Annotated in this window: 12 protein-coding genes; all 12 read left to right on the top strand. The window is 67.2% G+C overall.

Going from position 1 to position 11,897, the window contains the following annotated elements; translation table 11 throughout:
• The first annotated feature begins 3 nt into the window (after positions 1-3).
• The gene (murD, locus tag ERC79_RS01970) at positions 4-1,527 is read left to right on the top strand and encodes a UDP-N-acetylmuramoyl-L-alanine--D-glutamate ligase (RefSeq protein ID WP_131575276.1); all 1,524 of its coding nucleotides are present in this window, start codon (positions 4-6) and stop codon (positions 1,525-1,527) included.
• Entirely contained in the window at positions 1,524-3,080 is a 1,557-nt protein-coding gene (ftsW, locus tag ERC79_RS01965; protein ID WP_131575274.1) for a putative lipid II flippase FtsW, read from the top strand. The genes murD and ftsW overlap by 4 nt, the downstream gene beginning before the upstream one ends.
• The gene (gene murG, locus ERC79_RS01960; RefSeq protein ID WP_131575272.1) at positions 3,077-4,213 is read left to right on the top strand and encodes an undecaprenyldiphospho-muramoylpentapeptide beta-N-acetylglucosaminyltransferase; all 1,137 of its coding nucleotides are present in this window, start codon (positions 3,077-3,079) and stop codon (positions 4,211-4,213) included. Before ftsW ends, murG begins: the two co-directional genes overlap by 4 nt.
• On the top strand, positions 4,210-5,709 hold the full coding sequence (murC, locus tag ERC79_RS01955; protein ID WP_131575270.1) for a UDP-N-acetylmuramate--L-alanine ligase: 1,500 nt from the start codon (positions 4,210-4,212) through the stop codon (positions 5,707-5,709). Before murG ends, murC begins: the two co-directional genes overlap by 4 nt.
• Positions 5,710-5,795: 86 nt before the next feature.
• The gene (locus ERC79_RS01950; protein WP_242676721.1) at positions 5,796-6,542 is read left to right on the top strand and encodes an FtsQ-type POTRA domain-containing protein; all 747 of its coding nucleotides are present in this window, start codon (positions 5,796-5,798) and stop codon (positions 6,540-6,542) included.
• Between the two features lie 234 nt (positions 6,543-6,776).
• The gene (gene ftsZ, locus ERC79_RS01945) at positions 6,777-7,985 is read left to right on the top strand and encodes a cell division protein FtsZ (RefSeq protein WP_131575266.1); all 1,209 of its coding nucleotides are present in this window, start codon (positions 6,777-6,779) and stop codon (positions 7,983-7,985) included.
• An 11-nt stretch (positions 7,986-7,996) separates the two neighbouring features.
• Positions 7,997-8,722 carry a peptidoglycan editing factor PgeF gene (gene pgeF / locus ERC79_RS01940; protein WP_131575264.1) on the top strand — a complete coding sequence of 242 codons (726 nt, stop codon included), beginning with the start codon at positions 7,997-7,999 and terminating at the stop codon, positions 8,720-8,722.
• A 6-nt stretch (positions 8,723-8,728) separates the two neighbouring features.
• On the top strand, positions 8,729-9,457 hold the full coding sequence (locus tag ERC79_RS01935) for a YggS family pyridoxal phosphate-dependent enzyme (RefSeq protein ID WP_131575262.1): 729 nt from the start codon (positions 8,729-8,731) through the stop codon (positions 9,455-9,457).
• A 51-nt stretch (positions 9,458-9,508) separates the two neighbouring features.
• Positions 9,509-10,117 carry a cell division protein SepF gene (locus ERC79_RS01930; RefSeq protein ID WP_131575260.1) on the top strand — a complete coding sequence of 203 codons (609 nt, stop codon included), beginning with the start codon at positions 9,509-9,511 and terminating at the stop codon, positions 10,115-10,117.
• Positions 10,118-10,240: 123 nt separating this feature from the next.
• The gene (locus ERC79_RS01925; protein WP_131575258.1) at positions 10,241-10,543 is read left to right on the top strand and encodes a YggT family protein; all 303 of its coding nucleotides are present in this window, start codon (positions 10,241-10,243) and stop codon (positions 10,541-10,543) included.
• 114 nt (positions 10,544-10,657) lie between these two features.
• A complete protein-coding gene (locus ERC79_RS01920) occupies positions 10,658-11,488 on the top strand; it encodes a DivIVA domain-containing protein (RefSeq protein ID WP_131575256.1) in 831 nt (276 codons plus the stop codon).
• A 41-nt stretch (positions 11,489-11,529) separates the two neighbouring features.
• Positions 11,530-11,778, top strand: coding sequence for a hypothetical protein (locus ERC79_RS01915; protein ID WP_131575254.1), 249 nt, complete (start codon positions 11,530-11,532; stop codon positions 11,776-11,778).
• Positions 11,779-11,897: the final 119 nt, after the last annotated feature.

Here is an 11,897-nt window from a genome sequence, read left to right as displayed (position 1 = left end):
CTCATGCCGATCGACGCGGTGGGCTCAGCCGTCCCGAGTCCTGAGCTGGACCGACTGCGCGGGGCCCACGTACTGGTCATGGGCGCGGGGATTTCCGGTCGTGCGGTCATCGCGCCGCTGCACGATCTCGGCGCTCGGGTCACCGTCACGGACTCGAACACCGATGCGCTGGGCAGGTGCGTGGACCTCGGCGCGGGAATCGTCCCGTTCGACGAGCTGGCCGCAGAACCCGGCCGGATGGCCGACTTCGCGTTGGTCATCACGAGTCCCGGTTTCCGTCCGGACACGCCGGTGCTGCGCGTGGCCGCGGATGCGGGTATCCCGGTCTGGGGAGACATCGAGTTCACGTGGCGAGTGGACCGCGCGGAGGTCTACGGTCCGCCACGACCGTGGCTCGTCGTGACCGGAACCAACGGCAAGACCACGACGACGTCGATGCTGCACTCCATTCTCGAGGCTGCCGGGGTGTCGTCCGCGGCGTGCGGGAACATCGGGCTGCCGGTCCTCGATGCGCTGCGTGCACAGGGGCCGCGGGTAGACGTGCTGGCCGTCGAGCTGTCGTCGTTTCAGCTGTACTGGGCTCCGTCGGTGTGCCCGGACGCCGGTGTCGTACTCAACATCGCCGAGGATCATCTCGACTGGCACGGCGGCATGCAGGGATATGTCGACGCCAAAGCACAGGCGCTTACCGGTGCGATCGCAGTGGTGGGGTTGGACGACGAGGCTGCTGCCCGGCTCGCGAGCCGCCCCCGAGACGGGCACACTGTCGGATTCCGGCTCGGCGCCCCCGACGTCGGGCAGCTGGGTGTGCGCGGCGGGATGCTGATCGATCGGGCGTTTGCCGATTCCGTGCCGCTCGTCGCCGCCGACGAGATCAGTCCGCCGGGTCCTGCCGGGATTTCGGACGCCCTCGCCGCGGCCGCGCTGGCCCGGGCGATCGGTGTGTCACCCGCGGCGGTTGGCGCCGGTCTGCGGGCATACCGGGTGGGACCGCACCGAGCCGAACTAGTCGGCCGCGTCGGCGAGGTGTCCTATGTCGACGACTCCAAGGCGACCAACCCGCACGCGGCGCGGTCGTCGATCGTCGCTCACGAATCAGTGGTGTGGATAGCCGGAGGGCAGCTCAAGGGCGCGCGCGTCGACGACCTTGTCGTCGAGGTCGCCGATCGCTTGGCCGGCGCGGTACTGCTCGGCCGCGATGCGGACCAGATTGCCCAGGCCCTCGCCCGACACGCCCCCGACGTCCCGGTGGTTCAGCTCCGTTCGGGAGACCATGGTCCGGTGGGCGAACAGATCGCCGGGGCCGAGGTGCTCCACCTCGATCTTGCCGCCGCCGACGCGGAGACCGTGATGGCGGAGGCCGTTCGCGCTGCCGCGGCGCTGGCCGCGCCGGGTGACACGGTCCTGCTCGCCCCGGCCGCCGCATCGCTGGACATGTTCGATTCCTACGGTCACCGCGGTCGCAGCTTCGCCGCAGCCGTCGCGGCGCTCATGGACACCGAGCCGGGGCCCGGGACACCCGGATGACCCAGTCCGCCGAGCGCGCGCCGCGTACGCGGATCGGGGCATGGCTGGCGCGTCCGCTGACGTCGTTCCACCTGGTTGTCACAATTGCGGTGCTGCTGACCGTGCTCGGGCTCGTCATGGTGCTGTCCTCGTCGAGCGTGGAGTCGGTGGCGCAGGACGGTTCGGCGTACGGCAAGTTCGTTTCGCAGCTGATCTTCGCCGGCCTGGGCATGGTGATCTTCTATGTCGCGCTGATGATTCCGGTTCGGATGATGCGCAGGTTCGCGCTGCCCGCTTTCGGAATCACCATTGTGATGTTGATGCTGGTGCTGATCCCCGGCATCGGTACGAAGTCTCAGGGCACGCGCGGGTGGTTCGTGATCGCGGGGTTCTCGCTGCAGCCGTCGGAGCTTGCGAAGATCGCATTCGCCGTGTGGGGCGCGCATCTGCTTGCGACACGGCGACGAGGCGGCGCGTCGCTCAAGGAGATGCTGATTCCGCTGGTGCCGGCAGCGTTGCTGGTGTTCGTCCTGATCGTGCTGCAGCCGGACCTGGGCACCACGATCTCGCTCGCGATCATCCTGCTCGCGCTGCTGTGGTTCGCGGGGCTGCCGCTCAAGATCTTCCTGGGCATGCTCGGCGCCGGCGCCGCTGCCGCGGTCACGCTCGCGTTGACCGCCGGCTACCGCTCGGCCCGGGTACAGGCCTTCTTCAATCCCAGCGCGGACCCGCAGGGTGACGGCTACCAGGCTCGGCAGGCCAAATACGCCCTCGCGGACGGAAGTATCTTCGGCGAGGGCCTCGGGCAGAGTCGCGCCAAGTGGAGCTATCTGCCGAATGCGCACAACGACTTCATCTTCGCGATCATCGGTGAGGAACTCGGCTTCATCGGCGCGGGGGCGGTCATCGGGTTGTTCGCGCTGTTCATCTACACAGGCCTACGCATTGCGCGACGTTCGGTGGACCCGTTCCTGCAGTTGCTCACGTCCACCGCGACCGCCTGGATCACGGGGCAGGCGTTCATCAACATCGGCTATGTGATCGGGCTGCTGCCGGTGACCGGACTGCAGCTGCCGTTGGTGTCCGCCGGCGGCACTTCGACCGCGACGACGTTGCTCATGTTCGGCCTCGTCGCGAATGCCGCGCGGCATGAACCGGAGGCTGTGTCCGCCCTTTACAGCGGGCAGGATGGACGCGTCAGCCGGCTGCTCCGGCTGCCGAAGCCCGCGGCGTATGTCCCTCCGCGGCCGCGTGGCGCGGCGGTGGTCCGGCCGCAGGAGACCCGCAAGGTCCGGCCGACCCGTGAACAGCAGTCGGCGTCTCGGGCACAGCGGAGAGCCGGACATGACGACCCGCGCCGGTCTGTGGACGACCGGCGCCGAACAGACGACAACCGGGGGCGCAGTGCCAACCCAGGGAGCAGTGCCAACCCAGGGAGCAGTGCCAACCCGGGGCGCGGTGCCAACCGGGGGCGCAGTGCCGCCGACGACCAGACACACAGACCGATGACAGACCGGGGACGGCCGACACGTCAGCGCGATCCCCGACCAGGAGAGCGAGGAACGCGTAGGTGAGCGGCGACAAGTCTGCCCTGTCAGTGGTGGTGGCCGGGGGTGGCACCGCCGGGCACATTGAACCGGCGATGGCCGTCGCCGATGCGATCCGTGCCCTCGACCCGTCCGCGACGGTGACGGCATTGGGTACAGAACGCGGACTCGAGACCACGCTGGTGCCCCAGCGCGGCTACCCGCTGGAGCTGATCCCGCCGGTTCCGTTGCCACGCAAGCCCACGATGGACCTGCTCCGGCTGCCAGGCCGCATCCGGCGTTCGGTCGCTGCCGCACGGGCAGTGCTCGACAACGTGGACGCCGACGTCATAGTGGGCTTCGGCGGTTACGTCGCGCTCCCCGCCTACCTCGCGGCTGGTCCGGGGCTGCTCCGGCGCCGACGACGGATTCCGATCGTCATTCACGAGGCGAACGCGAGTGCGGGCATCGCCAACAAGATCGGTGCGCGACGCGCACGGCGCGTGTTGGCCGCAGTCGCGGGATCCGGGGTCGCTGCTCGCGGCGCGGCGGATGCGGAGATCGTCGGTATCCCGGTGCGCTCGTCGATCACGAGCCTCGATCGGGCGGCGTTGCGAGCACAGGCCCGTGAGCACTTCGGATTGCCCCAGGAAGGTCCGGTGCTGCTGGTCTTCGGCGGATCCCAGGGTGCCCGCTCGCTCAACGATGCGGTGTCGGGGGCGGCGAAGGAGCTAGCCGCGGCCGGCATATCGGTGCTGCACGCCTACGGTCCCAAGAACTCGGTGGACGTCGAGTCGACGCCGGTCGCACCGTATGTCGCCGTCCCGTATCTGTCGCGGATGGATCTCGCGTACTCCGCGGCCGACGCGGTCATCTGCCGCTCGGGCGCGATGACGGTCGCCGAGGTCTCGGCGGTGGGACTGCCCGCGGTCTACGTGCCGTTGCCACACGGAAACGGCGAACAGGAACTCAACGCCCGGCCCGTCGTCGCCGCCGGAGGTGGGATGATCGTTCCGGACGCGGAATTGACGCCGCAGTTCGTCGCGGATGCCGTGGTGCCGCTGCTCGGGGATCGGGCACGGCTCGAAGATATGGGCCGCAGTGCGGCGGACGCCGGTCACCGCAGCGCGGCCACGACAGTCGCACAGATCGTTGTCGACGTAGCAAGGGGTAACCGATGAGCGAGCAGCTACCCGAGGGGCTCGAGCGGGTGCACATGGTCGGCATCGGCGGCGCCGGGATGTCCGGCGTCGCCCGGATCCTCTTGGCCAGGGGCGGGCAGGTGTCCGGATCCGACGCCAAGGAGAGCCGTGGGGTGCTGGCACTACGTGCCCGCGGCGCCGTCGTGCGCATCGGACACGACGCCAGTGCGCTGGATCTGCTTCCAGGCGGCGCGACGGCGGTCGTCACGACCCATGCTGCGATCCCCAAGGACAATCCTGAACTTGTCGAGGCCGCTGCCCGTGGCATCCCCGTGATCCTGCGTCCGGCGGTACTGGCGTCGCTGATGAAGGGGCATCGCACCCTGCTGGTGTCCGGAACCCACGGCAAGACCTCGACGACGTCGATGCTCGTGGTGGCGTTGCAACACTGTGGATTCGACCCGTCGTTCGCGGTCGGTGGCGAGCTGAACGAGGCTGGGACGAATGCTCACCACGGCTCCGGCGCGGTCTTCGTCGCGGAGGCCGACGAGAGCGACGGCTCCCTGCTGCAGTACGACCCGGATGTAGTGGTGGTCACCAATATCGAGGCCGACCATCTGGACTACTTCGGTACCAGCGAGGCATACACGCAGGTTTTCGATGACTTCGTCGCCCGCATCGCGCCGAATGGACTGCTGGTTGCGTGCCTCGACGATCCAGGTTCGGCATCCCTCGCGCGGAGGGTTGTCGGTTCCGGTCGTTCTGACATTCGGGTGATCGGGTACGGCACCGAAGAAGGTGCGCGAGATGCAGGGGATGTCCCGGTGGGCGTGCGACTGCTCTCGTGGGAGGCACGTGATGTCGGGGGAGTGGCCCACATCCAGCTGGCCGGTGAGGGCACGCCCCGTTCTCTCGCTCTGAGTGTCCCCGGAAAGCACATGGCACTCAATGCTCTTGCGGCTCTGCTGGCGGGCCTGGACGCGAGTGCGCCGGTGGACGAGCTACTCGAGGGACTCGCCGGGTTCGGTGGCGTGCATCGCCGTTTCCAGCTCACCGGGCGTGAGCGCGGGGTCCGGGTGTTCGACGACTATGCGCACCATCCCACGGAGGTCCGCGCGGTGCTCGGCGCGGCCCGGGAACTCGTCGCGGGCCGCGATCGGCCCGGCCGCGTGATCGTGGTGTTCCAGCCGCATCTGTACTCGAGGACGGTGACGTTCGCGCAAGAATTCGGCGAAGCGCTCGATCTCGCGGACGAGGTGGTGGTGCTGGACGTCTACGGGGCGCGCGAGGAGCCGATTCCCGGCGTCAGTGGTGCGCTCGTAGCCCAGGCGGTGACGAAAGACGTTCACTATCAACCCGATCGATCGCAGGTTCCGCGTCAGGTCGCTACCCTCGCGGAGTCGGGTGACGTGGTGATCACGATGGGCGCCGGCGATGTGACAATGCTCGGCGGCCAGATCCTCGACGCGTTGCGCATTCGACCCAACCACGGCAGTCGTTCGGCGGCAGCGGGATCCGGTACGGAGCTGCAGTGACGGCGCCGCGCCGATCCGGGTCCAGTGCCGACCGGCGTTCACCCCGGCGGTCCACGGACCGCCGAGGCGGGCGTTCACGTAGTACCGTGCGCGAGCGCCGCGAGCCGTCGGTCCGGACCACCACGACCGAACCTACCGGTCGCGGCAGCGCGGATCGTGAACGCGCGCGTTCGTTGCGGCGCAAAGTATTTCTGCTCTCCGGGGTCGCCGTCACGATTGTTGCCGTCCTGTTCGCGGTGCTGTGGTTCAGTCCACTGATGTCGGTGCGGAAGATCGAGTTCGTCGGCGACGGCGTCCTCACCGAGGAGGAGCTACTGCCAGTTCTCGGTATCGCCGAGGGCACGCCGTTGCTGCAGATCGACACCGGGGCAGCCGCTCGCCGTATCGCGGGCAATCCCCGGGTTGCGGAGGCAAGAGTGCAGCGGAACTATCCGTCGACGGTCCGGCTCACCGTGACCGAGCGGATTCCCGTGGCGTTCTTCGATTCCCCGCAGGGTACCCATTTGCTCGACTCGGACGGCGTCGACTTTGCGATCGAGCCGCCGCCGTTCGGAACGGTGCGGCTGGTCACTCCGGCGCCGGGCTCCGAGGATCCGGCGACGACCGCTGCCCTCGGGGTTCTCGAGGCACTGCCCCCGTTGGTACGTGGCCAGGTGGCCGAGGTTGCGGCACCGACGATTTCGAGTGTTTCGGTTAGGCTTATGGACGGGCGGGTCGTGGTGTGGGGCGGTGTCGACAACTCAACGAGGAAGTCGGCAGTGGTCTCCGCGCTGCTCACGCAGCCCGGACAGACCTTCGATGTGTCCAGCCCCGAGCTACCCACAGTAAAGTGAACAGTGATCTGATAGTCCGATGCCCGGAATCCATGTTCCGGGAAGGCTCTGGGCCTGCGCCCCGAGCAAAAACTTGGCGCGCGTCGGCGCGCCTGCTGGCGGATTGCTATGGCACTGCATAGCGTTTCGCTTCACTGGAGTACTTGACATAACCTTAACCCTGTGGTTGAGGTTGAGGGTTTTCCTCATCCCGTACGTACGAGCGCGAAATCCACTCACGGAAGGCGAGAGCCCATGACGCCCCCGCACAACTACCTCGCCGTAATCAAGGTCGTCGGTATCGGCGGCGGCGGCGTCAACGCGGTCAACCGCATGATCGAACAGGGACTCAAGGGAGTCGAGTTCATCGCGGTCAACACCGACGCACAGGCTCTGCTGATGAGTGATGCCGATGTCAAGCTCGATGTCGGTCGCGAACTCACCCGTGGCCTCGGTGCGGGCGCAGACCCCGAGGTCGGCCGTAAGGCCGCCGAGGACCACAAGGACGAGATCGAGGAAGTGCTCAAGGGCGCCGACATGGTCTTCGTCACCGCCGGCGAGGGCGGTGGTACCGGAACCGGTGGTGCGCCTGTCGTCGCGAGCATTGCCCGTAAGCTCGGCGCGCTCACCATCGGTGTGGTCACCCGTCCGTTCTCGTTCGAGGGTAAGCGTCGCGGAGGCCAGGCAGAGGCCGGTATCGCCGCTCTCCGCGAGTCCTGTGACACGCTGATAGTGATTCCGAACGATCGACTGCTGCAACTCGGTGACGCCGCGGTCAGCCTGATGGATGCGTTCCGCAGTGCTGACGAGGTCCTGCTCAACGGTGTCCAGGGCATCACCGACCTCATCACCACCCCGGGCCTGATCAATGTCGACTTCGCGGATGTCAAGAGCGTGATGTCGGGTGCGGGCAGCGCCCTGATGGGCATCGGCTCCTCGCGCGGCGAAGGCCGATCGATCAAGGCCGCCGAGACCGCGATCAATTCCCCCCTGCTCGAGGCGTCGATGGAGGGTGCGCGCGGCGTGCTGCTGTCGATCGCGGGCGGATCGGACCTGGGCCTGTTCGAGATCAACGAGGCCGCCTCGCTGGTGCAGGAAGCGGCGCACATCGACGCGAACATCATCTTCGGCACGGTCATTGACGATTCCCTCGGCGACGAGGTCCGGGTCACGGTGATCGCGGCGGGCTTCGACGGTGGGGCGCCTGCGCGCCGTCCGCTCGACGTCCAGGCCGCTATCGGCCGCAGCAACATCGGTGCCGGCCGGGCCGGTGAGATCGGCCAGTCACCTCGTACCGCAACCCCACCGAGCGATGCGACACCGCCTGCACGCGAGCCAGTCGGTTCGCCTGCCGGGTCGAGCCTGCCGCCGCTGAGTGGCACAGGCGCTTCGCGTACGGTTCCGGTCGGTAACGAGGAAGGCGAAGACGACGACGTCGATGTGCCTTCCTTCATGCGCCGTTGAGCGGGCTCTCCATGACCGGTGTCCGTGTCCGCCGGGTCGTCACGACCCGGGCAGGCGGGGTGTCCGGGGCGCCGTACGAGTCCTTCAATCTCGGTGATCACGTCGGTGACGATCCGGCGGCGGTCGAGACCAACCGCCGCCGGCTCGCCGAGGGCATCGGGCTGCCCTTCGAGCGGCTGGTATGGATGGAACAGATCCACAGCCGCAATGTGACCGTGGTCGACGGACCGGTGGACGCCCCCGTGCCCGCCACCGATGCGCTGGTCACCAAGGTGCCTGGCCTGGCACTGGTGACATTGAGCGCCGACTGTGTCCCGATTCTGCTGTCCGATGACGAAGCCGGTGTCATCGCCGCCGTACATGCCGGACGAATCGGTGCGCGCATCGGCATCGTGCCCAAGGTCATCGGCGCAATGATCGAGCAGGGTGCGCGGCCGGAGCGGATCGGAGCCTTCCTCGGTCCCGCGGCCAGCGGCCGCCAGTACGAGGTACCCGCTGCGATGCAGGCCGACGTCGAGAAGTTCCTGCCGGGAAGCGCGAGCCGGACGGTGAAGGGAACTCCCGGATTGGATCTGCGGGCGGGGCTGCGTCGCCAGCTCCTTGCGGCCGGAGTCTCCGGTGTCGCAGAGGATCCGCGCTGCACGATCGAGGACCGCACTTTGTTCAGTCATCGCCGGGGCTCGCCCACCGGACGGCTCGGCGCCGTGATCTGGATGGATCCGTCCGGGGACGAGTGACGGGTGATGAGTAGGCGCGAGGACATCGCATCGGCGCTGAGGTCGGTGCGCGACCGGCTCGATGCGGCGTGCCGGGCCGCGGGCCGGGACCCGGCCGCGGTCGCGATGCTGCCGGTCACCAAGTTCTTTCCGGTGTCGGATGTACACATCCTGTACGAGCTCGGTTGTCGTGAGTTCGGTGAATCCCGTGAGCCTGAGGCGAGCACCAAGGTCGCGGAGTTCCGCACGACCGGAGCTTCGCCGGATGAGGTCCGCTGGCATATGATCGGTCGCCTGCAGCGGAACAAGGTCAAGTCGGTTGTCCGCTGGGCCGATGTGGTGCATTCGGCGGACAGCTCGCGACTGGTCGATACGCTCGATGCCGCGGTCGCCGATTCGATCGAGGCCGGTGGCCGCACTCGGCGGCTCGACGTGCTGCTCCAGGTCAGCCTCGATGCCGATCCGGCTCGGGGCGGGGTGCCGGTAGCGGAACTCGCTGCGCTGGCCGACCGGGTCGAGTCAGCCCCCAGCCTGAATTTTCGGGGTCTGATGGCGGTGCCTCCGCTGGACTCGGATCCGGCCCGCGCCTTCGAGCAATTGGCGGCCGTCCACGCAGATCTGCTCCGCACTCATCCACGCGCGACGGAGCTGTCCGCCGGGATGACCGGAGACCTCGAAGCGGCAGTCGCCCACGGCTCCACGTGCGTGCGTGTCGGAACCGCACTGCTGGGGTCTCGACCGATAGCCTCGAAATGATCGCCAGCCAGATGAAGATCGTCAGTCAGCCCCGCCCAGGAAGGTCGATCAATGAGCACCCTGCACAAGTTCAAGGCTTACTTCGGCATGGTTCCCCTCGAGGACTTCGAGGACGACTATATCGATGAGCCGGGGCAGGCCCGCCGGGACTACGCCGAGCCCGGATACGCGGCTTCCCGCCGCGACGAGATCGAAGACGACTTCGACCGCTACGACTCGTCGGCCCCGCGTGGATCGGCGCGTATCGAGCCGATCGCCCCGCGGGCGACCCGGCCCGCGCCCAGCGCTGCGCCGCGAGGAACTACTCGTGGCGCGCTTGCGGTCGACTCCAGGATGGATCGACTCGAAGGCCGTCGCCCGACGGTCGACGAGGCCGGCCCACTGTCGAAGATCACTACGCTGCGTCCCCGTGACTACGGCGAGGCCCGGACGATCGGTGAGCGCTTCCGCGACGGCAGCCCGGTGATCATGGATCTGGTCGAGATGAGCAACGCCGACGCCAAACGCCTCGTCGATTTCGCGGCCGGCCTCGCCTTCGCGCTGCGTGGCTCGTTCGACAAGGTGGCCACGAAGGTGTTCCTGCTCTCACCCGCCGATATCGACGTCTCCGCGGAGGAGCGTCGCCGCATCGCGGAGACCGGCTTCTACAACCAGAAGTAAGTTCGTTCGCCGAGGGACAATCTGCCGTCCGGACCGAATGGACCGCACGCCGCAAGGTGTGACGAGAGACTCGGTGAGGGCGGGGGTTTTGATCGACCGGTCGTTGTCAGGCAAAGTGAAGGTGTGGCCGTGTTCTCGGTGATCTACATGATCCTGTTCGTCTTCTGGCTGTTGCTCATCGGGCGGATCATCGTCGAGTTCATCCGGGTTTTTGCCAGGGACTGGCGCCCATCGGGTTTCGTCGTCGTGATTCTCGAGGCGATCTTCACGGTCACGGACCCTCCTGTGAAGCTTCTGCGCAGACTGATTCCACCGATCTCGCTGGGCGGCGTGCGGTTGGATCTGTCGATCATGGTGCTGCTGTTCCTGCTGTTCATTCTCATGCAGGTGGTCGGCGGACTGGCTTCGTCGGGCACATTCGTGTGACAGAATGGCCCGCAGTTACAGTGTGATGGGTAACGAAATGGTTAACGAGTACGCGCGACGCGCTAGAACTGAATGCGTGCTAGACCGCCAATTGACGCGTGAAGGGATCCTTCCATGCCGCTGACTCCAGCTGATGTGCACAACGTCGCGTTCAGCAAGCCTCCTATAGGGAAGCGTGGCTACAACGAGGACGAGGTCGATGCCTTCCTCGACCTCGTCGAGCAGGAGCTGTCGCGACTGATCGAGGAGAATGCAGACCTCCGTCAGCGGGTGGGTGAGCTCGATCAGGAGCTCGCCGAGTCAAAGAACGCGCCGCGCCCGGCCGCGACTGCAGCAGCTCCCGTCCCGGCGCCGGCGCCTGAGCCCGTCCGCGTGGTCGAGCAGCCCAAACCGGCTCCGGTCCCTGTGGCCGCACCGCCTCGGTCCGAGGATGCCAACATGCAGGCCGCGAAGGTACTCGGCCTTGCGCAGGAGATGGCCGACCGGCTCACCGGCGACGCCAAGGTGGAGGCCGAGCAGCTGCTCAGCGATGCTCGCACCAACTCGGAGCGTCTCGTGAGCGAGGCCCGCACCAAGTCGGAGACCATGGTTGCCGACGCCAAACAGAAGTCCGAGTCGCTGCTGTCGGACGCGCAGACTCGTTCGGAGACCCAGCTGCGTCAGGCCAAGGAGAAGGCCGATGCTTTGCAGGCGGACTCCGAGAAGAAGCACACCGAGATCATGGCGACCATCAACCAGCAGCGCACCGTGCTGGAGGGTCGGATCGAGCAGTTGAAGACGTTCGAGCGCGAGTACCGCGTGCGGCTCAAGTCGTACCTGGAATCGCAGCTCGAGGAGCTGGAGCAGCGCGGTTCGGCAGTTCCGGTCGACGGCGGCCAGGACAATTTCGGCCAGTCGGGTTCACAGTCCGGCTTCCGGCAGTCGTTCGCCAAGGGAAACAACTAATCGAGCCGACGCCCGGTCGGCTCTCGAGCAGAGGCTGAATCGTGCTGGTCATGACGCTGGTCCTCGCGGCAGTGGGGTTCGCCCTACTTGTGATCGCCCTGATGACCGGATCCGTCATCTGGGCGTGGGGATGTATCTCGGTTTGTGTCGCGGGTGCCGTTCTGCTGCTCGTCAGTGCGCTGGCAAACAGAAGAACGGCCCCGGCGTCGTCGGTCGGTGGGTCCGACTCGCCTGAAGCCGGCGACAATGAGCCGGGTACGTCCGATGCCGGCAATTCCAGTCGAGACTGACCACAGAGCTACACTGAACGCACAATCGGCGACGATCCGGCCATCACCGGTGAGCCTTCGGAAGAACGGTCGATCAGTCCTCCCGGTGGGGGCGTCGACTTATTAGACCCGAACGGGTG

Origin of the sequence: Rhodococcus sp. ABRD24 (assembly GCF_004328705.1) — a bacterium.
In the GTDB taxonomy this organism is placed as follows: Bacteria; Actinomycetota; Actinomycetes; order Mycobacteriales; family Mycobacteriaceae; genus Prescottella.
Note: the sequence above shows the minus strand (reverse complement) of the source record. Positions and strands in the feature narration are given on the sequence as shown.